Here is a 20168-nt window from a genome sequence, read left to right on the forward strand (position 1 = left end):
CGCCGCTGCGCCACCTGGTGCTGGTGCTGGGCGACCAGCTCGACCTGCACGCCAGCGGCTTCGACGGCTTCGACCTCGCGCGCGATGCGGTCTGGATGGCCGAGGTGGCTGAAGAGTCCACCCACGTGTGGAGCAGCCAGCCGCGCACGGCCCTGTTCCTGGCGGCGATGCGGCACTTCGCGCAGGCACTCGCCGCGGCCGGCCGGCCGCTGCACTACACGGCGCTGGACGCCCCCGGCAACCGTGGCAGCCTCGCCGAGCAGCTGGCCGCCGACATCGCCCGGTTGCGCCCGCAAGCCCTGGTGATGACGGCACCGGGCGATTGGCGCGTGCTCATGGCCCTGCGCGAGGCCGTGGCCGCCGCCGGCCTGGCGCTGGACGTGCGCGAGGACCACCACTTCTTCTGCAGCGTGCGGGCGTTCGCCGCCCACGCCGAGGGCCGCAAGCAGCTGCGGCTGGAGTACTTCTACCGCGAGATGCGGCGCCGCCACGGCGTGCTGCTCACGCCCGCTGGCGAGCCCGAGGGCGGCGATTGGAACTACGACGCCGCCAACCGCAAGCCCTTCGGCCCTCAGGGCCCGGGCTTCGTGCCGCCGCGCGCCACCTTCGAGCCCGATGCCCTGACGCAGGCGGTGATCGTGCTGGTGCGTGAGCGCTTCGCCGCGCACCCGGGCCGGCTCGACAGCTTCGCCTGGCCCGTCACACGCGCGCAGGCGCTGCAGTCGCTGGACCGCTTCATCGACGAGCGCCTCGCCGGCTTCGGCGACGTGCAGGACGCCCTCTGGCCCGGCGAGCCCTGGCTGTGGCACTCGCACCTGGCCGCGGCGCTGAACCTGAAGCTGCTGAACCCGCGCGAGGTGGTGGCCGCCGCCGAGACCGCCTGGCGCGCCGGCCGCGCGCCGCTGGCCGCGGTGGAGGGCTTCATCCGCCAGATCCTGGGCTGGCGCGAGTACGTGCGCGGCATCTACTGGACGCAGATGCCCGGCTACCTGGAGCGCAACGAGCTCGGCGCGCACGAGCCGCTGCCGGCCTGGTACTGGACGGGCGACACCGCCATGGCCTGCCTGCGGGACGCCATCGGCCAGACGCTGGAGCACGGCTACGCCCACCACATCCAGCGCCTGATGGTGACCGGCCTGTACGCGCTGCTGCTGGGCGTGGACCCGAAGGCGCTGCACGCCTGGTACCTGGCCGTCTATGTCGACGCGGTGGAATGGGTGGAGCTGCCCAACACCCTGGGCATGAGCCAGTACGCCGACGGCGGCGTGATGGCCAGCAAGCCCTACATCGCCACCGGCCAGTACATCGCGCGCATGAGCCCGCACTGCAAGGGCTGCCGCTTCGATCCCACGCAGCGCACCGGCGAACGCGCCTGCCCCTTCACCACGCTGTACTGGGACTTCCTGATGCGCCACGAAGGCCGCCTGGCCGCCAACCCGCGCATGGCGCTGCAGGTGAAGAACCTGGTGCGGCTGCCGGCGCCTGAGCGCGCGGCCGTGGCGGCGCGCGCGGCGGCCATCCGCCGCGGCGAGCTGGACGGCCTCGGAGCGACGGCATGAACTCGCTCTTCGACAGCCACGCCCACGCCTGGGCCGATGCGCTGCCGCCCACGCGCAGCGCCGCGCTGGCGCGCATCGCCCGCGTGCGCCCCACGGCCTACGCGCGCAGCCGCAACCACCTCGACGGCGCCGTCACCGGCCTGTCGCCCTACCTCACGCACGGCCTCGTCACGCTGCGCGAGGTGCTGGCCGGCGTGCTCGAGCGCGAGCCGCTGGCGGTGCAGCACAAGCTGGTGTTCGAGCTCGGCTGGCGCGAGTTCTTCCGCCACGCCTGGGCGCACCAGGGCGAGCGCATCCTCGAGTCGCTGCACGAGGGCCCGCGCGCAGACGCGGCCTACGCGCGCACGCTGCCGGCCGACATCCGGCAGGCGCGCACCGGCGTGCCCGTGGTCGACGAGGCCGTGAAGACGCTCTACGCCACCGGCACGCTGCACAACCACGCGCGCATGTGGCTGGCCAGCTACGTGGTGCACCTGCGCCACGTGCACTGGCGCGCCGGGGCCGACTGGCTGGTAGCCCACCTGCTCGACGGCGACCTGGGCAGCAACCACCTCAGCTGGCAGTGGGTGGCCGGCACCGGCAGCCACAAGCCGTATCTCTTCAACGCCGAGAACGTGGCGCGGTACGCCCCAGCGGCCTGGCACAGCGAAGGCACGGTGGTCGACCAGCCCTACGAGGCGCTCGACCGCGCCGCGCAAGCGGCCCACGCCCACGCCCACGCCCACGTCCACGGCAAGGCCGGCCCCGGCCCGGCCACGGCCGCCGTCACACCCGAGCCGGCGCTGCACACCGCACCGCCGCCCGAGCGGCGCCTGGCCGGGCCGGACGCCAGCACGGCCGCCCGGCTGCGCGGCCGTGAGGTCTGGCTGGTGCATCCCTGGGCGCTGCGCCCGCCACCGGCCGACGTGCCGGCCGATGCGGTGCTGATCGGCCTCTACCTCGACGAGCACCACCGCCACTGGCCCTGGCCGGCCGCGCGCTGGCGGTGGGTGGACGACGCGATGGCCGCCGTCGCGTCCGAGCGCTGGTTCTGCACCGCCGAGCAGGCCGTGGCCGCGCTGGCCGGCGCCGCGCACGTGCGCTCGGTGGACGATCCGCACCTCACGTGCTGGCTCCAGCGCCTGGCGCGGCTGGACGCGGCGCCGACGCTGTTCCCGCAGGTCGAGCGGCGCTGCAGCAGCTTTTCGCAGTGGTGGACGCGCGCCACACGCGGCCTGCAGCGCGCCGGGGAACTGCTGTGAACCTAAATGCAGCAGTTACCCCGGCGCCGGGAGCGGCGGCGGCGGGGTTGGCAGGCCGATTTGGCCGACGATGCGCTGGCAGATGTAGGCCAGCAGTGCCCGCCAGCGGTCGAGCTTTGGCAACTGCTCCGCAGCAGCTTTGACGTGCTGAATGGCCGCATGAACGTTGGCGATCATCGACTTGATCAAGCCAGCTTCGGCGTGCATCGGCGTGAGGTACAGCGTGGTCTGGTTGCCGCTGCTGGTGGCTCGACCCACGGCCGCCAGCAGCAGTGGCCGGCTCGTCAGCGCCTCGCGCCGGGCCTGCGGGTTGGCCGCCCTGACGTACCAGCTCCACCAGTTGTAGACCAGTGCCACGGCTCGCGCGGTGACCTGGCTGCGGTGCATGTCTTGCGTGGTGAAGCCGCCCCAGCCCCATTGGTTCTTCAACTCGTCGAACCCGTTCTCGCAGTCGCAGCGATCACGGTAGAGCTGGCCGATCGCCGCGATGTCGTACGTCGCGTTGGTCGCCAGTACGGTGTACTCCCAGACCTGCGCGTTGTCTTGCACCTCGTCGTGCGGCAGCGCCAGGACGAGTTGCCCGTTGGTCTCGTGCTGGCCGCGCTTCTTGCTCGTCAGCGCGATGTCGTGCTTGATGCGCCGTCGCAGCACCACGACGCGCCGTGCCTTGCTCCAGCCGCTCAGGCGCAGCTCGTCTTCGATGGCCTGCCAGCCCTGGCTGGCCTCGGTGGCGCGCGTCCAGTCCTCGCGCCTGAACAGTCGCTCGATGAGCCGCTTGACGTTGGCCGTCTTGCGCAGGCGCAGCAGGTAGCTCAAGGAGCGCTGCTCGCACACGTCGATGATGTCCTCGTTGCCATAGCCGCAGTCACCGCGCACCAGCGCCGGAGTCTTGTCGCCCAGCTCGTCGAGCAGCCGCGCCATCGCGGCCTTGGCGTGGCCCGAGGTGTGTTGCTTGCCCGAACTGAGCACCGCATCGAGCACCAGACGCAGGTTGCCGACCCAGAAGGTGTGCAGCACGTGGCTGGGGCGGCCCGGCTTGTGCGGGTTGTAGCCAATCTCCGCACCTTCCTGGCGGCCGTACAGCGGCTTGATGGTGGCATCCATGTCCAACACCCACGGCCGGTCCAGTGCTTCGCGCACGCTGCTCATCAGCGCGCTGCGCATCCACGGTTCGCTGGCCTCGGGCACCATCGCCGCCAGCGCCCGGCGCACCGAGTCTTCGCTGACCATGCCGCGCAGGCCCAGGGCCTTGGCCGCCACTGCGTCGCCGCGCACGCCGGCAATGTGCGCGTAGCGCTTGCTGCCGGCCAGGATGCCCAGCATCAGCGTGCCCAGCACGTCACGCGGGCGCGATGCGTTGGGGCTGCTGTACTTCAGCGGGCAGTCCTGCACCCAGCGGTCGAAGACACCGGCCGTGGCCAGGAATTCGGCGAAGAACACGATCTGTCCGTGGGGCGTGGCCTGCGCTGTCTCGTCCCAGCGCACGTGCACGCGACCACCCATCGTGTCGACCACCATGGCGTCCTCGCTGGCCTGCGCCAGAGCCGTCTTCTTTGGTTCGTTGCCTTCACCCATCGGGTGAGTGTGCCAAACAGCCTCAACCCCGCGCCAGCGTTGAAGAAACCGGCACGGGCGCGGGTTCAACAGCGGTTCTTAGGGTGAACTCGCCGCAAGTCCCCCACCCGGCCGACACGCTGACGGTGCTGTACGACGGCAGCTGCCCGCTGTGCCGGCGCGAGATCGCGCATGTGCAGGGCCTGGCTCAGCGCCAAGGCAACACCGGGCTGTGCTTCCTCGACCTCAGCACCGACACCGCGCACGACCCCGCCGAGCGCCAGGTCCTGCTGGCCCGCTTCCACGTGCAGCGCGGAAACGGCACGCGGCTCCATGGCGCGGCGGCCTTCGTGGCGATGTGGCAGCGGCTGCCCGGCTGGCGCTGGCTGGCGCGCACCGCGCGGCTGCCGGGTGCGATGCCGCTGCTGGAGGCCGCCTACCGCGGCTTCCTGCGCCTGCGCCCGGCGCTGCAACGCATGGCACGGCGCGCCGAAGCAGCCCCCCTCAGGGCGGAGCCCGTCGATCCCCGCCCGCTCGCCCCAAGCCCGTCGAAAGGCCGGGCTGAGCCCGTCGATCCCCGCCCGTTCGCCCTGAGCCTGTCGAAGGGCCGGGCTGAGCCCGTCAAATCCCCCGCGCCGACTGGTCGCCCTGCCCTGAGCACGCACCTCGAGCGCGAGCTGCGCTCCGACCACGCCGGCGAAACCGGCGCCGTGTTCATCTACCGCGGCATCGCCGCCGTGGCCCAGTGGCGTGGCAAGCGGGGCGATGCCGACCTGCTGGCCTTTGCGCAGCGCCACGGCCAGACCGAGGCCGAGCACCTGCGCCTCTTGGAGCAGTGGCTGCCATCCCACCACCGCAGCCGCCTGCTCGGCCCCTGGCGGCTGGCCGGCTGGCTGACGGGTGCCCTGCCCGCACTGGCCGGCCCGCGCGCCGTGCACGCCACCATCGCCGCGGTGGAGACCTTCGTCGACCGCCACTACCAACAGCAGCTCGACCACATCGCCAGGCACGGCGCGCCGCCGGGCCTGCTGCCGCTGCTGCAACAGTGCCAGGCCGACGAGTGCCAGCACCGCGATGAAGCCAGCGCGCTCGCCGCGGCTGCCGGCCCGCTGCCGTGGTGGCTGCGCGCCTGGTGCGCCCTCGTCGGCCACGGCTCGGCCGCGGCCGTGGTGCTGGCGCGGCGCATCTGAGCACCCGATCTCACGGAGCCCCCATGCCCCTCAACGACATTGCCCTCGTCACCGGCGCCCGCGGCGGCATCGGCCGCGCCCTGGTCGCAAGGCTGCGCGCGCGCGGCCTGCGCGTGGCCGCCGTGGGCCGCGACGCCCCCGGCCTGGCCGACGTGTCGGCTGACGCGCACATCGCCGCCGACTGCACCACCCCCGAGGGCGCCCTCGCCGCCTTCAGCGCCTGCCGCGCGCAGCTGGGCGCGGCGCCCTCGCGGCTGGCGCACGCCGTGGGCAGCACGCTGATCGCGCCGCTGCACCGCACCAAGGTCGAGGCCGCACGCGAGGTGCTGCGCGTCAATCTCGAGAGCAGCCTGTGGACCTTGCAGGCCTGGATCGCCGCGCTCGAGGGCGCGCCCGGTGCAGCGGTGTTCGCCAGCTCGGTGGTGGCGCGCATCGGCGTGGCCAACCACGAGGCCATCGCCGCGGCCAAGGGCGGCGTCGAGGCCCTGGTGCGCAGCGCCGCGGCCACCTACGCCGCGCAGGGCCTGCGCATCAACGCCGTCGCGCCGGGCATGACCGAGACGCCGATGACCGCGAACATGCTCAAGCTGCCCGCCCTGCGCGAGGGCGCCGGCCGCCAGTACCCCCTGGGCGGTGTGCAGACGGCCGACGAGGTGGCGGCGGTGATGGACTGGCTGCTCTCGCCCGACGCCGCCCGCCTCACCGGGCAGGTGATCGCCGTGGACGGCGGCTTCACGACGGTGCGGCCGCTCGTCAAGTAGGCCGCAGCCGCTGCGCGCATGTCGACGAACGCGCGGCCGTCACCGACATCACCGCACGCCCCGTCACACACCGCCAGACCGGCAACAAGCGTCCGGCCCAAGCCCGCCCCCGACAGCGGCCAGGGCGGGTTGTTCTGATCACAATGCGCGCCATGGTGATGGACAACGACCCTCTCTGGCGCCTGCGCCACGCCCTGGCCGGGCTGGCGGTTGCGCTGCTGCTGTCGGTGTTGATCGCCGCGCTGCTCGGCCGCCTGCTGGGCGACGCCTTCGCCGGGACCTACGGCGCCCGCGTCACCGTGTATGGCGTGCTGATGCTGCACGTGGTGGTGGGTGCCGGCGTGCTGTTCGTGAAGGTGGCGCAGCACGAGACGCGGCCGCTCACGGCGGGCCGGGTGCTCAAGTGGCTGGCCAGCCTGTGGCTGTGGCCGCTGTTGCTGCTCGCCCGCCGGCCAGCGACGAAACCGGACTGAGCCCCGTCACTCCGACTGCAGGATCCGCCGCCCCGCAAGTTGCTGCACGGGCCGTGCGTTCATGGGGTAGATGCGCGCAAAGAGCTCGATCTGCTCGGCCGACAGCGACACCGGCTGCCGCATCACGACCCAGCGCACACCCTCCGTGCAAGGGGGCGTGGTCAAGGAGCCCATGTAGGTGTAGTAGCGACGGTCCTCGGGCAGCAGCGCCTGCAGCGGCAGCGACACGCGGGCGGACACCTCCTGACCTTGCTCCAGCGGCAGGTTGTTCCACACCGTCTGCACGCCCGAGTTGGCCGGGCCGCGGTCGAACAGCAGCTCCACGATGACCAGCTGGCCCTGGGCATCGCGGTGCACGAGGTGGGCCGACATCTCGAACTGGCGGCCGTCGATGCGGTGCTCCGAAGGGCGGTTGAAGTGCAGGCTCTCCAGCGCGAAGCGCTGGCCGCCGATCTCGACGTGGCTGCCCGGGGCGATGCGGGCCTGCACGGTCTTGCCGCTGTCGAGCACGCCGAAGCGGCTGTCGATGTAGCCGAAGTTCACCGGCTCGAGGTCGACCGCCAGGCCGCCGCGGAGGTCGACAGGGCTCTGGCGCTGGCCCTTGCCGCAGAGTTTGAAGTCGGGGCTCAGCCGTGCCCAGGCCGCCGGGCCCGCATCGCCCTGGTAGCCCCAGGCCAGCGGTGGGGCCGGCGCTGCGGGCCGCGCGGCGCGGGCCACGTTGCGGGCGCTGGGTGACGGCGCGGCGGGCGGTGGCGTGCGCGCCACCACGGTCAGATCGTAGGGGTTGCCGGTTTCTTGGTGGAGGGTCTGGCGGGCCAGCCGGCCGGCCAGGCGCTGGCGCAACTGCTCGAGCGGGTCGACCGCGGCGGACGGCGCCTCGGGGGCGGCGGCGGATGCCGGCCTGGCGCCGTTGCGCGCCGCGCCGCCTTCGGGCGGCAACTCCACGCGCACGGCGGTGGCCTCGGGCGAAGGGCCGATGCGCATGGGCTTGATCTGCGGCGGGTTGCTGGCCGCGGCGGCAGGGCTGGCCACCAGCAGCACCAGCAGCGCCTGCACAAGGCCTTGCGGGACGCGGATGGGACGGGAGGGCGGCGTTCGAGCGCTCATCCCCGCGTTATCGACCACCCCTTGTCGGCGCTTGAGTGCCCTCGGGCGCACCAGGGCCGGCCCGCGGCTCGCGCGGCAGGCGCGGCTTCACCCACACCCAGGCCAGCAGCCCGGCCACCAGCAGCGCGGCAGCGGCCAGCGCCAGTCCGTGCAGCGAACCCATGGCCAGCGGCGCCACCACGCCGGCCACCAGCGCATTGGCCGCGCTGCTGGCCGAGGCCTGCACCGACGAGGCCATGCCGCGGCGCTCGGGCGCCTGGTCCAGCGCCAGCACGGTGACGGCGGGCGTCAGCAGGCTCCAGCCGAAGGCCAGCAGCGCGATCGGCAGCATCGCCGCCCAGGCCGGCGGCTGCGCCACGACCGTGCACAGCACGAGGTTGGCCACCACGGCCCCGAGCGTGAGCACGAAGCCGTGGCGGATCTGATGGCGCGGCTTCACACGGCCGGCCATGCGGCCGCTGAACGAGGCGCCGGCCATGATGCCGGCCACCGTGAGCGTGAAGAAGAGGAAGAACTGCCCCGGCGCCAGCCCCAGCAGCGTGCCCAGGAAGGCCGGCGCCGACAGCACGTACAGGAACATGGCATTGAATGGCAGACCGCTGGCCGCCACGAGGGCCAGAAAACGCGGGTTGCGCGCCAGGCCGGCGTAGCCCTGCAGCAGCGGCCGCACGCCGAAGGGCTGGCGCGCGGCCGGCGGCAGTGTCTCGGGCAGCCAGCGCGCCATCGCCAGCGCCAGCGCCGCGCCCAGCAACGCCAGCATCCAGAAGATGGCCTGCCAGCCGGCAGCGTGCAGCAGCAGCGCGCCGAACAGGGGCGCGACCGCCGGCGCAATGCCGAAGAACAGCGTCACCTGCGACATCAGGCGCTGCGCGTCGGCGGCGTCGAAGAGGTCGCGGATCAGCGCCCGCGTGACCACCATGCCCACGCCGGCGCTGGCGCCCTGCAGCGCGCGGCACAGCAGCAGGGTGGGCAGGTCATCGGCCAGCGCGCAGCCGGCCGAGGCGAGCGTGAACACCACGAGCCCACCCAGCACCACGGGCCGCCGGCCGAAGCTGTCGGCCAGCGCGCCGTGGAACAGGTTCATCACCGCGAAGGCGGCCAGGTACACCGACAGCGTCTGCTGCAGCCCCACCGGGCCGACGCCGATGCCCGCCGCGATGGCGCCGAAGGCCGGCAGGTAGGCGTCGATCGCGAACGGGCCGATCATGCCCAGGCAGGCCAGCAGCAGCGCCAGCGTCCAGCGACGGCCCGGCCAGGCGGCGGCGTTCATCGCAGGGGTGGGCTGTCCCTGCGCGGGCGCGGGGTTGGCGGGCGGTGCTTCAATGCGCCGCATGATGCCTGCGAACACCCCTTCCCTGCTGCCCCGTCGGCGACTCGTGCTGTGCACCACGGCGGCGGCGCTGGCCTTGCCCTTTATGGCGCGGCCGGCGCGCGCCGCCGCGGTGCTGCCCGCCATGACCGAGGGCCCGTTCTACCCGCGGCCCGACTGGCGCGCGCGCGGCCCCTTCGCCGGCGACTGGGACGCCGACCTCACGCGCGTGCAGCGCGGCGGCCAGGTGCGCGTGGCCGCGGGCGAGCACCTGGGCCTGGCACTGCAGCTGCGCGACAGCGCCGGTCGCGCCATCGACGGCGCGCAGGTCGAGATCTGGCAGTGCGACACGCGCGGCCGTTACCGCCACCCACGCGACGGCGGCACGCCGGCCGAGGTCGACGAGGGTTTCCAGGGCTACGGCGAGGCCCGCACCGCCGCGGGCGGCGAGGTGGGCTTCCGCACCATCCGCCCGACGCCCTATGCCGGGCGCACGCCGCACATCCACGTGAAGCTGCGGCACGCGAGCTTCGGCGAGTTCACCTCGCAGCTCTTCGTGGACGGCGATGCCGGCAATGCCGGCGACTTTCTCTGGCGCCGGCTTGACGCCGCCGAGCGCAAGGCGCTGGCGATGAGGCTGCAGCCCGCCACCGAGGGCGGCCTGCGCTGGCAGGCGCGGCACGCTTTGGTGCTGCCGGCCTGAACCGAAAAAGTGTGAAGTCGACCGATAGGCCGGATTCTGTGCGGCGCCTGCGCCTTGCGGCGCGATTGCCGTGACCGCCATTCCTCTGGGCCGGGAGTCGCCCCCCGGCTCGGTGCCACCTACCCGCCGGCTCCGCGGGCCGCATCATCGCCGGCCTATTGGGTGTTGCTGCGCGTAGAGATTGCCCGTTTCACTCTCTGCGGGGCTTCGCCCCGCAGAGAGTGGCTGCTCGGTTCGGGCTTGCGCCCGATGCCGTTCGGCTTGCGCCTCACGGCACGCCGGCTCGCGCCGGCGCCTCGCAGAACACTCTCCATCGGGACCCCGCAGAGACTCGTCTCTGTTGCTCTGATCCTCACCTTGCGGTGGACAGCCGTTAGCTGCTACGCCGCCCTGCGCAGTCCGGACCTTCCTCCAGTGCCGGGTTTCCCCGAGCGCACCAGCGGCGGTCTGGCCGGCTTCACAACGTGGATTCTCCCACCGGCGGTGGCGCCACAGCACCGAACCCGGAGCAAGCGGTTGCGAGTCGCACGCCGGGACACCGAGCCTGTCGAAGCCCACTTGCCCGCAGCATCGCGCGATCGCGGCAGGCGGTGCCCCTGGCTGCCGCTCAAGCACCACCGTGGCGTTTGAACCCGAACGAACACCGCGGTGGTTGCAAAGGGCTGTGCGGGCGGGGGTGGCGGCGTGATCTTGAAGCGCCGAGCAGCAAAGCGTTCATGGCCGCGCGCGCAGCGCGCTTCTTGGACTGACTCGCCGCAACTGTTTGGGCGCAGTGAGCGCAGCGAGTTTTGCGGCGGGCCATGGACGCGAGCAGGCGAGCATGGACACAGATCGCCTTCACGCGTAACTCAGCTCCTTGACCTTGCCGCCAAACACGCGGTAGCTGAAGATCGTGTAGCCCACGATGGTGGGCACGGTGATCGCGCAGCCGATCGCGATGACCCCCAGCGAGCTCGTGGCACTGGCGGCGTCCCAGACCGTCAGGCGGTCCATCACCACATAGGGGAACAGGCTGTAGGCCAGCCCGATGGCGCCGAACAGGAACACCGCCACCACCGCCACGAAGGGCAGCCAGCACAGGCGGCCGAGCACCTGCCGGGAGTTGAGCATGGCGCGCGCCGCCAGCAGCGCACCGATGGTGACCAGCGGAATCGGCAGCAGCGCAATGAACTCCGGCATGCTGAACCAGCGCTCTCGCACGGTGCTGCTCACCACCGGCGTGGCCAGTGACACCAGGCCCATGCCCAGCACCACCGGTGCCCACGCGCGCTTGGCCCAGCGCACGGCGTGCTGCTGCAGCGCATCTTCGGTCTTCATCACCAGCCAGCAGGCGCCGAGCAGCACGTAGGCCGCCGGCAGCAGCAGCGCGATGGCCGCGGCAAACAGCAGCGCCAGCGCGCCGTCGGCAAAGCCGGTGATGTAGCGGCCGAGCATCCAGCCCTGCGACGTGGCCGCTATGGCGCTGCCGGCCCAGAAGGCAAAGTTCCACAGCGGCTTCCACTCGTCCTGCGCCTTGACGCGGAAGTCGAAGGCCACGCCGCGCAACACCAGGCCCACGAGCATCAACGTTACCGGCAGGTACAGGGCCGTCAGCACCAGGCCGTGCGCCTTGGGAAAGGCGATCAACAGAATGCCCACGCCGAGCACGAGCCAGGTCTCGTTGGCGTCCCAGAACGGGCCGATGCTGGCGATCATGGTGTCGCGTTGCGGCGGGGTGGCGCGGTGCAGCAGCAGGCCGACGCCGAGGTCGTAGCCGTCCAGCACCACGTAGGCGAGCATGGACACGCCCATCAGCGCCAGAAACACCACCGGCAGCACGGTGGCCCAGTCGATGCCGCTCATGCGGCGGCCTCCTGCGAGCCCGGCTTCACCGGCGCCGGCCTCGGCGCCGCCGGCTCCGGCATCGGCACCGGCTTCTCGGCCATGTGCCTGACGACGCTGACATAGGCCGCGAGCAGCGCCAGGTAGACCGTGAGGTACAGGGCCAGCGTGAAGGCGATGTGCGAGCCGGGCACCGAGGACGCCACCTCGTCGACACGCAGCAGGCCGTGCACGATCCAGGGCTGACGGCCCACTTCCGTGACATACCAGCCCGCCACCGTGGCCGTCCAGCCACTGAAGGCCATCAGCGCCAGGCCGCCGAGCACCGGCCGGGGCAGCGCCGCGCCGTTCCAGCCGCGGCGCTTGAGCAGCCACAGTCCGCCCCAGCTGGCCAGCAGCATCAGCATGCCGGTGCCCACCATCACGCGGAAGGCGTAGAACACCGGCGCCACCGGCGGGTGCGCGCCGGCAAAGTCGTTCAGGCCCTGCAGTTCACCATCGGCGTCGTGCTTGAGGATCAGCGCGGCGCCTTTGGGAATGCCGATCTCGAAGTGGTTGGTGCGGGTCTCTTTGTCCGGCACCGCAAACAGCAGCAGCGGCGCGCCGCGCTGCGTCTCCCAGATGCCTTCCATCGCCGCCACCTTGGCCGGCTGGTGCTCGAGCGTGTTCAGGCCGTGGAAATCGCCGGCCAGGATCTGCAGCGGGATCAGCACCGCGCCCACCGTGAGGCCAAAGCGCAGCGACTTGCCCGTGCTGGCGTTGGCCTTGCGCTTGAGCAGCTGCCAGGCCGCCACGCCAGCCACCAGGAAGGCCATCGTCAGGCCGCTGGCCAGCAGCGTGTGCACCAGGCGGTACGGGAAGCTGGGGTTGAACACCACCTGCAGCCAGCTCGTGACGAAGAACTCGCCATCGCGGATCTCGAAGCCGGCCGGCGTGTGCATCCACGAATTGAGCGCCAGGATCCAGAACGCGCTCATCGTGGTGCCGAAGGCCACCAGGAAGGTCGCGATCAGGTGCACGCGCTCGCTCACCTTGCCGTGGCCGAAGAGCATGATGCCCAGGAAGGTGGCCTCGAGGAAAAACGCCGTCAGCACCTCGTAGCCCAGCAGCGGCCCGGCGACGTTGCCCACGCGTTCCATGAAGCCCGGCCAGTTGGTGCCGAACTGGAAGCTCATCACGATGCCGCTGACCACGCCCAAAGCGAAGCTGAGCGCAAACACCTTGGTCCAGAAGCGGTAGGCCATCAGCCAGCCGTCGTCGCGCGTCTTGAGCCAGCGCAGGCGGAAGAACAGCAGCGCCCAGCCCAGCGCGATGGTGATCGTGGGAAAGAGGATGTGGAAGGTGATGTTCGCCGCGAACTGGATGCGGGCGAGCAGCAGGGCGTCGAGGTCCATGGGATCGGCTTTGCGGGTTCGAGTTGCTCAGCGGCCGGCAGGCCCTCAGTTGCGCCCGCCGGGCACCACCTTGAGCTTGTCCTTCAGCTCCAGCAGGCGCTGCACTTTGGAGCCCATCTTCATCAGTTGCGCCAGCGTGGCGGCGTCCATGCGCTGGACGTCGTCGAACCAGCGCGTCATCAGCTCGATGAGGTCGTGCATGCCCTTCATGCGCGCCTGCGCGTAGCGGTCCTCGGGCGTCGTGGCTTCATCGAGGAGCGCGTTGCGCAGCATCGTCAAGGTCGGCTCGATCTCGCGCCGTCGGCGTTCTTCGGCCAGGGTGCGGAACACCTCCCAGGCGTCGGCCGGGGCCTCGAAGTACTCGCGCCGGTCGCCGCTGAGGTGGCGCAGGTGCACGAGCCGCCAAGCCTGCAGCTCCTTCAGGCCCATGCTGACATTGCTGCGGCTGAACTCCAGCTGCTCACCGATCTCGTCGGCGTTCAAGGGCCGCGACGAGACGTAGATCAGCGCGTAGATCTGACCGACGGTGCGGTTGATGCCCCAGCGGCTGCCCATCTCGCCGAAGTGCGAGACGAAGCTGCGGACCAGGGGGGTGAGGGTGGACGACATGGTGCGGGAGCTGGCACGACGGTCCCGCAGAATGACTGAAATTTCAGAACTTTGTGAAACGTCGGAAATTTCCCATGCCCGGTGCATGGCGGATCGGTCGGGCAGGCCCGGCCGCACACCCGGCGCGGGTGTCGGTCTGTGCCGCGCAGACTCCTACAGCCGCTCGACCACCACGCTGCCTATGGAGTAGCCGGCGCCGAACGAGCAAATGACGCCGCGCTCGCCGCGCACCAGGTCGGCCCGGTGCTTGTGGAACGCGATGATCGAGCCGGCGCTGGCCGTGTTGGCGTACTCGCCCAGGATGATGGGCGCGAGGTCCTGCCCCTGCGTGCCCGAGAGGTCGGCGCCCACGAGCTTCTTGATGACGAGCTGGTTCATGCCCAGGTTGGCCTGGTGCAGCCAGAAGCGCCGCACCTGAGTGGGCTCCAGCCCCAGCGCGTGCAGGTGGCGTTCGATGTGCTCCGCCGCCATCGGCACCACCTCCTTGAAGACCTTGCGGCCCTCCTGCATGAAGGTCTTGTCGCGCGCGTCGGGGTCGGTGTCCTCGCAGCGATTCATGAAGCCGGCGTTGTTGCGGATGTGGTTGCTGTACTGCGTGACGAGCCTGGTGCCGCGCACGCGCCAGCGCTCGGCGCTGCGTGCCGTGTCCTCGGCCTCCACCACCACCGCGGTGCAGACGTCGCCGAAGATGAAGTGGCAGTCGCGGTCGCGCCACTCCAGGTGCGCCGAGGTGATCTCGGGATTGACCACGAGCACGCGCGTTGCGCTGCCGTTGCGCACCGAATCCACCGCCTGCTGGATGGCGAAGGTGGCCGAGGAGCAGGCCACGTTCATGTCGAAGCCGTAGCCGCCGCAGCCCAGCGCCGCCTGGATCTCGCAGGCCATCGCCGGGTAGGCGCGCTGCATGTTGGCGGCGGCGCACAGCACGCCGTCGATCTCGGCGGCTTGCACGCCGGCCGCCGCCAGAGCCTTCTGCCCGGCGTCGACGGCGATCTCCGCCATCAGGCTGAGGGCCTCGTCGGGCCGCGGCGCAAAGCGCGGCTTCATGCGCGTGGGGTCAAGCACCCCGGCTTTCTCAAGCACGTAGCGCTGGCGGATGCCCGAGGCCTTCTCGATGAACTCGACGCTGGAGTGCGGGATGGCCGCGCGCTCGCCAGCCGCAATGGCGGCGGCGTGCCGGGTGTTCTGCAGGTCGGCGTAGGCGTTGAACGAGGTGACGAGTTCCTCGTTGGAGATCACGTGCGGCGGCGTGAAGAGGCCGGTGCCGCTGATGACAACGTTTTTCATGGCGCGGCAGTGTAGGTTCGGCTGCCGCCCCGGCCCCTGGGGGCCGCCCCTACTTGCGGGGCGCTTTCTTGGCCGCCGCGCCGGCCTGCAAGGCCTCGCTCATGCCCAGCAACACCCCGCTGGCCATGGCCGCATAGCCCTCCACCAGGGCCTGCGCGGCCTTCATCGAGGCGGCGCGCGCTCCGCGCACCTGCACCTGCATCTGTGTCGCCATGGTCTCGAACTGCTCGGCCACGGCGGCGGCCTGCGCACCCGCGGCGGTGCCGCCGGCCTGCATCTTCTGCAGCACGGGCGCCCAGGCCTCGGCCATCGGGCCCGCCGCGGCCGCCTTCTTGAGTGCCGAGAACATGCCGTCTTCCATCTTCTCCAGGTCTGCCAGGGCCTTGCCGAGGTGCTTGTCGCGCAGATCGGCTCCCTGGGCAGCCAGCGTGGTCAGCGCGGTGCGCTGCGCCTCGACCGCCTTGAGGACGGCCTCGTCCATGCCGCCCACGGCCTTGTCGAGCAGCGCCTCCGGGTCGACCCCGGCCACCGCGTTCTTCGCCACCCCTGCACTGGCGGCCTCGGCCACCTGCTTGAGCACGCCACGGATGTTCTTCAGCGTCAGCTCGCGGCCCTGCAGTGCCGCCAGCGTGGTGTCGGACACGGCCTTCTTCAGCTGGCTGCCCTGGCGCGTGCTGGCGTTCTGGAACATCTCGATCAGCGCGTCTGCGTCGAACATCGGTGCGGCCAAGGGGGTTCTCCTGTTGATGGAAGCGGCCCCTCGATGCTGGCACCGCGGCGCGCTCCGTGCAACTCCAGCAGCGGCAGCCTGCAGCGCGAAGTGGCGCTCCGGGTGGGCGAGCCGAGCCGGGCCGCCCCTGCACCAGGGCGCTCGACGACCGTCAACGCGCCCGCTCGAGGGGGTCGAACTCGAGCTTGACGAAGACCTCGTTGGCCCCTGGCTCACCACGCGGCTGCGCCTGCCCGACACCCACGTACAGCCGCGTCCCGGCGCTGCGCCGCCACGAATAGGTGAGTGAGGCGGTGCGGGTGGCGTCGTCGGCGGCCGCGACGCCGGGTTCGGCGGCACGCCACAGGGCGCGCCGCTGGACGATCAGGCGCAGGCTGTGACGGGCATCGAGGTGCCACACGGCCAGCAGTTGGCCCGCGCTCTCGCGGTAGCGGCGAGTGCCGTCAGGGCCGTCGAGCCAGGCCAGGTTCAGCCGCGGCTCGAGTTCCAACGCAGCCAGCAGGCGCAGCCGCGCGCTGCCGTCCAGCCGGGCACCGCGCCGCAGCGCACCGCCGCCGGGCACCGCCGTGTCGGCCAGGCGCCCGACATCGGCCGAAGCCTCCAGCAAGGGCATCCAGGACACAGGCGTCATCACAAAGCCGGCTGTCCAGTAGCGCTGCGCCCGCAGCGGCAGGTCCGGGCCCAGGCGCACACGCGCACGGGCGTGCCACTCGATCCAGCCCTCGAAGTTGCGGCGGCCGGTGGCATAGACCCCGGGGCGCACACTGTCCTCGACGAGGCTGCCGTCGGCGCGCCGCTCGGTGCGGATCCACTCGGCCGTCGCGTAGACCTCGTTGAGCGGGCCGAAGCCACCGCGCCAGCCGTGGCTGTGGAACAGCTCGGCCCGGCGCACGCCGGTCTGGACGACAAAGCCGGTGTCGTGGCGGAAGCCCTCGCCCACGTCGTCGAGCATGAACGCGGTCTCACCGCGCTCGCCCTGGCGCTGCAGCCTCAGGCGCAGCAGGCCGCCGCTGGCCGCCGCGGCCCGCTGCAGCCGGCCGTCGGCGTCGGGCTGGGCGTCGGTGCGCGCGTGCAGCCACTGGCCCCGCAGCCGCCACGTTCCGCCAGGCAGTGCCGTCAGCGGCAGGCCGATGTCGGGGCCGATGACCTCGTTGCCACCGCGGCCGCCGTCGTAGCGGCGGCTGGCCACGAGCAGGCCGAAGGCGCGGTCGCCCTCGTCGTGGCGCGCCCGCAGCGCCAGCAGGCGGCTGCCCGGTTGCTCGGCGGTGTCGGTGCCGTACACGCCAGGCAGCAGCACGAGGCCACCGCCGCGGTCCTTCAGCGCGAAGGCACTGCCGGCCCAGGCCGCGCCGCGCCAGGTGGCGCGCAGGCCACCCTGCGGCGCGGTGACGCTGCGGGTGTACAGCGCCTCCGTGGGCATGCGCAGCAGGTCGACGCTCTCGAAGAAAAACGGCCGCTTCTCGCTGAGGAAGAGCGCAAAGCGCGAGTTGCCCGCCAGCGCCGGCAGGTCGAGCTCGACCTGCGAGAAGTCGGGGTTCAGCGTGCCGTCGACCACCAGCTCGGCGCGCGGGCGCCACTTCACGTCGAGGCTGACCCGGGTGTCGGTACGCGCCGGCTGGCGGCCGTCGTCGTCGCGCCGCGCCGCGAGGCCCGGGCGCACAGTCAGGAAGGCATGCTCGTCGGGCAGCGACACGCCCTGCAGTGGCTGCATCGTCGCGATGAAGCTCGGCGCGTCGCGCGGGATCAGCACCGAGCTGAACAGGTGGAACTGAGCGCGCGGCAGTCGGCGCAAGACCAAGATGCGCCAGTCCTGCCGCCCCTGGCGGAAGCGCAGGCTGGCGAAGGGGATGCGCAGCACGGCCGTCCAGCCGGCCCGGGGATCGCCCGCCACCTGCCGCGTGACGGCGCCGTCCCAGTCGAAGTCGGGGGCGAAGTCCTCGCCATCGTCGGCGGCCGTGTGCAAGCCATCGGCCGTGCTGCCGGCGGCGTTGAGGCGGAACCACTGCGCGGCGCTGCGCGAGCCCACGGCGTCGATGTAGACAGCAACGAAGTCCTGCGTGCGGTTGACGCCATCGTGGCGCACCCGATCGTCGCGGATGGCGGCGGGGTCGCGGTCCAGCGCCTCCACGCCCACCCAGAGGGCGGCGTCGTCGAAGAGCACGCGCACGCGCGTGTCCTCGCGCACCGCAGCACCGGTGTCGGGTGCCTTCTCGACGAAGGCCGCGTGCGGCTGCGCGCGCTGCCAGGCCGGGTGGGACAGCGTGCCGTCCAGTTGCAAGACCTCGCCGGGGCGCAGGCGCTCGGCCAGGATGGCCTCGCCGGCCCGGGCGGGCGCGTGCGAGCCCCATGCCAGCGCACAGAGCGCACAGACCGCACAAAGCGCCGCAGCGGTCTTGCGGGCACGCATCCAGTGCTTCATGGGGGTGTGATTGTTAGGCCGGTGCGACCCCCTCGGCGTGGAAGACCCCACGGGTATGCTCCGCACCCCATGACCCGTGTCTACAACTTCAGCGCCGGCCCCGCGGCGTTGCCGGAACCCGTACTGCGCCAGGCCGCCGACGAGATGCTCGACTGGCGCGGCAGCGGCATGGGTGTGATGGAGATGAGCCACCGCGGGCCCGAGTTCATGGCCATCCACGCCGAGGCGCAGGCGCTGCTGCGCGAGCTGATGGGCATACCGGCGGACTACCGCACCCTGTTCATGCAGGGCGGCGCGTTGGCCGAGAACGCCATCGTGCCGCTGAACCTGCTCAACGGCCTTCGCAGCAGCCGGCGTGGCGGCATGCCCAGCGCCGACTACGTCGACACCGGCATCTGGAGCCAGAAGTCCATTGCCGAGGCGCGGCGCTACGGCGCCGTCAACGTGGTGGCCAGCGCGGCCGTCAACGGCTACACCCGCATCCCAGATCGCAGCATCTGGCGGCTCGACCCCGACGCCGACTACCTGCACATCTGCAGCAACGAGACCATCGGCGGCCTGGAGTACCCCTCCGAACCCGACGTGGGCGAGGTGCCGCTGGTGGCCGACATGTCCAGCAGCATCCTGAGCCGCCCGGTCGACGTGGCGCGCTATGGCTGCATCTACGGCGGCGCGCAGAAGAACATCGGGCCCGCGGGCCTGACCCTCGTGATCGTGCGCGACGAGCTCATCGGCCACGCCCAGCCCGCCACGCCCACCGCCTTCGACTACCGCGTGGTGGCCGACAACGACAGCATGTTCAACACGCCGCCGACCTGGGCCATCTACATCGCCGGTCTGGTGTTCAACTGGATCAAGGCCCAAGGTGGCGTCGCCGCGATGGCCGAGCGCAACGCCGGCAAGGCCGCGCTGCTGTATGGCGCGCTCGACGCGAGCGGCCTGTACGTGGCGCCCGTGGCCCCAGGCCACCGCAGCCGCATGAACGTGGTGTTCCGCCTGCGCGACGAACGGCTCGACGCCGCCTTCCTGAAGGGCGCGCAGGAGCGCGGCCTGGCGCAGCTCAAGGGCCACCGCTCGGTGGGCGGCATGCGCGCCTCGATCTACAACGCCATGCCCATCGAGGGCGTGCAGGCGTTGGTGGACTGGCTGCGCGAGTTCGAGCGCCTGCATGGCTGAGGCGGCCGAGGGCGGCCCGCCGCGGCTGGCCTTCGCGGCGCCGGGCCACGCCACGATCACGCTGGCGCGGCCGGCGCAGCTCAACCGCCTGCACCGCGAAGACCTGCTCGCGCTGCAGGCCCACTGCGCGCAGCTGGCGCCCACGCCCGGGCTGCGCGTGGTGGTGCTGCAGGCCGAAGGGCGGCTCTTCTGCGCCGGGTTCAACCTGGCCGAACTGGGCGGCGGCGGCACGGCCGCGGCCGACGACCCGGCGCTCTTCGAGCGCACGGTCGATGCGCTGGAGGCGCTGCCCGTGCCCACGATCGCGCGCCTGCACGGCGGTGTCTACGGCGGCGCCACCGATCTGGCCCTGGCCTGCGACTTCCGCCTCGGCGAGGCGGGCCTGCAGCTGCGCATGCCGGCGGCGCGCATCGGGCTGCACTACTACCCCGGGGGGCTGCGCCGCTACGTCTCGCGCCTGGGGCTGGCCGCGGCCAAGCGCCTCTTCCTGCTGGCCGAGACGGTGGACGCGGCGTACCTCCGGGAAGTGGGCTACCTCGACGCGGTGGTGCCGCCGGACGCGCTGGACGCCGAACTGGCGCGCTGGGTGGCGGCGCTGCTCGATGGCGCGCCGCTGGCGCTGGCGGGCATGAAGCCCTCTCTGAACGAGATCGCGGCCGGTCGTGCCGATGCCGCGGTGATGGCCGCGCGCGTGCAGCGCTGCGCCGACAGCGCCGACCTGCGCGAGGGCCTGTCCGCGCTGGCCGCGAAGCGACCTCCCCGCTTCACGGGGCGCTGAGCCGCGGCTCACGGTCCGCCTGCGCGGACCGGGACGGCGAAGCGGCCCGGAGCTCTG

General features: G+C 72.0%; 17 protein-coding genes, 1 other RNA gene and 1 pseudogene. 9 read left to right on the top strand and 10 right to left on the bottom strand.

Annotated elements, in window-relative coordinates; translation table 11 throughout:
* Positions 1–5: 5 nt before the first annotated feature.
* Complete coding sequence (locus tag KA711_01865; GenBank protein ID MCM0607733.1) at positions 6–1559, top strand: cryptochrome/photolyase family protein; 1554 nt, start codon at positions 6–8, stop codon at positions 1557–1559.
* A complete protein-coding gene (locus KA711_01870) occupies positions 1556–2800 on the top strand; it encodes a deoxyribodipyrimidine photolyase (GenBank protein MCM0607734.1) in 1245 nt (414 codons plus the stop codon). Before KA711_01865 ends, KA711_01870 begins: the two co-directional genes overlap by 4 nt.
* Before the next feature lie 15 nt (positions 2801–2815).
* Here the strand turns inward: KA711_01870 and KA711_01875 are convergent, their stop codons facing one another.
* Positions 2816–4375, bottom strand: coding sequence for an IS1380 family transposase (locus KA711_01875; protein ID MCM0607735.1), 1560 nt, complete (start codon positions 4373–4375; stop codon positions 2816–2818).
* An 83-nt stretch (positions 4376–4458) separates the two neighbouring features.
* On the opposite strand from KA711_01875, the pseudogene KA711_01880 reads away from it, so the two are divergent.
* The 4 genes and pseudogenes from KA711_01880 to KA711_01895 all read left to right on the top strand — a co-directional run bounded on the left by KA711_01880 (position 4459) and on the right by KA711_01895 (position 6778).
* Positions 4459–4833: pseudogene (locus KA711_01880) on the top strand (DUF393 domain-containing protein).
* Between the two features lie 198 nt (positions 4834–5031).
* Complete coding sequence (locus tag KA711_01885; GenBank protein MCM0607736.1) at positions 5032–5544, top strand: demethoxyubiquinone hydroxylase family protein; 513 nt, start codon at positions 5032–5034, stop codon at positions 5542–5544.
* A 23-nt stretch (positions 5545–5567) separates the two neighbouring features.
* A complete protein-coding gene (locus tag KA711_01890; protein MCM0607737.1) occupies positions 5568–6305 on the top strand; it encodes an SDR family oxidoreductase in 738 nt (245 codons plus the stop codon).
* A 152-nt stretch (positions 6306–6457) separates the two neighbouring features.
* A complete protein-coding gene (locus tag KA711_01895; GenBank protein ID MCM0607738.1) occupies positions 6458–6778 on the top strand; it encodes a hypothetical protein in 321 nt (106 codons plus the stop codon).
* Positions 6779–6784: 6 nt separating this feature from the next.
* Here KA711_01895 and KA711_01900 read toward each other — a convergent pair whose 3' ends face one another.
* The gene (locus KA711_01900; GenBank protein ID MCM0607739.1) at positions 6785–7762 is read right to left on the bottom strand and encodes a carbonic anhydrase family protein; all 978 of its coding nucleotides are present in this window, start codon (positions 7760–7762) and stop codon (positions 6785–6787) included.
* 130 nt (positions 7763–7892) lie between these two features.
* The gene (locus KA711_01905) at positions 7893–9155 is read right to left on the bottom strand and encodes a multidrug effflux MFS transporter (protein MCM0607740.1); all 1263 of its coding nucleotides are present in this window, start codon (positions 9153–9155) and stop codon (positions 7893–7895) included.
* Positions 9156–9219: 64 nt separating this feature from the next.
* Between KA711_01905 and KA711_01910 the strand changes: the two genes are divergently transcribed.
* Positions 9220–9897: an intradiol ring-cleavage dioxygenase gene (locus tag KA711_01910; protein ID MCM0607741.1), complete on the top strand. Its 678-nt coding sequence runs from the start codon at positions 9220–9222 to the stop codon at positions 9895–9897.
* 9 nt (positions 9898–9906) lie between these two features.
* Here KA711_01910 and rnpB read toward each other — a convergent pair.
* From rnpB to KA711_01945, 7 genes are all read right to left on the bottom strand, one after another.
* Positions 9907–10356, bottom strand: an RNA gene (gene rnpB, locus KA711_01915) — RNase P RNA component class A.
* A gap of 378 nt (positions 10357–10734) precedes the next feature.
* A complete protein-coding gene (locus KA711_01920) occupies positions 10735–11739 on the bottom strand; it encodes a cytochrome d ubiquinol oxidase subunit II (GenBank protein MCM0607742.1) in 1005 nt (334 codons plus the stop codon).
* The gene (locus KA711_01925) at positions 11736–13112 is read right to left on the bottom strand and encodes a cytochrome ubiquinol oxidase subunit I (protein ID MCM0607743.1); all 1377 of its coding nucleotides are present in this window, start codon (positions 13110–13112) and stop codon (positions 11736–11738) included. Before KA711_01925 ends, KA711_01920 begins: the two co-directional genes overlap by 4 nt.
* A gap of 45 nt (positions 13113–13157) precedes the next feature.
* Entirely contained in the window at positions 13158–13721 is a 564-nt protein-coding gene (locus KA711_01930) for a GbsR/MarR family transcriptional regulator (protein ID MCM0607744.1), read from the bottom strand.
* A gap of 153 nt (positions 13722–13874) precedes the next feature.
* Positions 13875–15008, bottom strand: a complete 1134-nt coding sequence (locus KA711_01935; GenBank protein ID MCM0607745.1) for a beta-ketoacyl-ACP synthase III — start codon at positions 15006–15008, stop codon at positions 13875–13877.
* Between the two features lie 49 nt (positions 15009–15057).
* Positions 15058–15738, bottom strand: coding sequence for a hypothetical protein (locus KA711_01940; GenBank protein ID MCM0607746.1), 681 nt, complete (start codon positions 15736–15738; stop codon positions 15058–15060).
* A gap of 151 nt (positions 15739–15889) precedes the next feature.
* Positions 15890–18157: a hypothetical protein gene (locus KA711_01945; GenBank protein ID MCM0607747.1), complete on the bottom strand. Its 2268-nt coding sequence runs from the start codon at positions 18155–18157 to the stop codon at positions 15890–15892.
* A 69-nt stretch (positions 18158–18226) separates the two neighbouring features.
* On the opposite strand from KA711_01945, the gene serC reads away from it, so the two are divergent.
* The gene (gene serC, locus KA711_01950) at positions 18227–19333 is read left to right on the top strand and encodes a 3-phosphoserine/phosphohydroxythreonine transaminase (GenBank protein MCM0607748.1); all 1107 of its coding nucleotides are present in this window, start codon (positions 18227–18229) and stop codon (positions 19331–19333) included.
* Entirely contained in the window at positions 19326–20111 is a 786-nt protein-coding gene (locus tag KA711_01955; protein MCM0607749.1) for an enoyl-CoA hydratase/isomerase family protein, read from the top strand. The genes serC and KA711_01955 overlap by 8 nt, the downstream gene beginning before the upstream one ends.
* Positions 20112–20168: the final 57 nt, after the last annotated feature.

It is taken from the genome of Ideonella sp. WA131b, from assembly GCA_023657425.1.
Lineage (GTDB): Bacteria > Pseudomonadota > Gammaproteobacteria > Burkholderiales > Burkholderiaceae_C > Rubrivivax.

Coding starts and splice junctions, on each gene's coding strand:
- KA711_01870 (MCM0607734.1), top strand. CDS start 1,556: ATGAACTCGCTCTTCGACAGCCACGCCCACGCCTGGGCCGATGCGCTG.
- KA711_01935 (MCM0607745.1), bottom strand. CDS start 15,008: ATGAAAAACGTTGTCATCAGCGGCACCGGCCTCTTCACGCCGCCGCAC.
- KA711_01905 (MCM0607740.1), bottom strand. CDS start 9,155: ATGAACGCCGCCGCCTGGCCGGGCCGTCGCTGGACGCTGGCGCTGCTG.
- KA711_01925 (MCM0607743.1), bottom strand. CDS start 13,112: ATGGACCTCGACGCCCTGCTGCTCGCCCGCATCCAGTTCGCGGCGAAC.
- KA711_01920 (MCM0607742.1), bottom strand. CDS start 11,739: ATGAGCGGCATCGACTGGGCCACCGTGCTGCCGGTGGTGTTTCTGGCG.
- KA711_01945 (MCM0607747.1), bottom strand. CDS start 18,157: ATGAAGCACTGGATGCGTGCCCGCAAGACCGCTGCGGCGCTTTGTGCG.
- KA711_01910 (MCM0607741.1), top strand. CDS start 9,220: ATGCCTGCGAACACCCCTTCCCTGCTGCCCCGTCGGCGACTCGTGCTG.
- KA711_01930 (MCM0607744.1), bottom strand. CDS start 13,721: ATGTCGTCCACCCTCACCCCCCTGGTCCGCAGCTTCGTCTCGCACTTC.
- serC (MCM0607748.1), top strand. CDS start 18,227: ATGACCCGTGTCTACAACTTCAGCGCCGGCCCCGCGGCGTTGCCGGAA.
- KA711_01955 (MCM0607749.1), top strand. CDS start 19,326: ATGGCTGAGGCGGCCGAGGGCGGCCCGCCGCGGCTGGCCTTCGCGGCG.
- KA711_01895 (MCM0607738.1), top strand. CDS start 6,458: ATGGTGATGGACAACGACCCTCTCTGGCGCCTGCGCCACGCCCTGGCC.
- KA711_01900 (MCM0607739.1), bottom strand. CDS start 7,762: ATGCGCATCGGCCCTTCGCCCGAGGCCACCGCCGTGCGCGTGGAGTTG.
- KA711_01890 (MCM0607737.1), top strand. CDS start 5,568: ATGCCCCTCAACGACATTGCCCTCGTCACCGGCGCCCGCGGCGGCATC.
- KA711_01875 (MCM0607735.1), bottom strand. CDS start 4,375: ATGGGTGAAGGCAACGAACCAAAGAAGACGGCTCTGGCGCAGGCCAGC.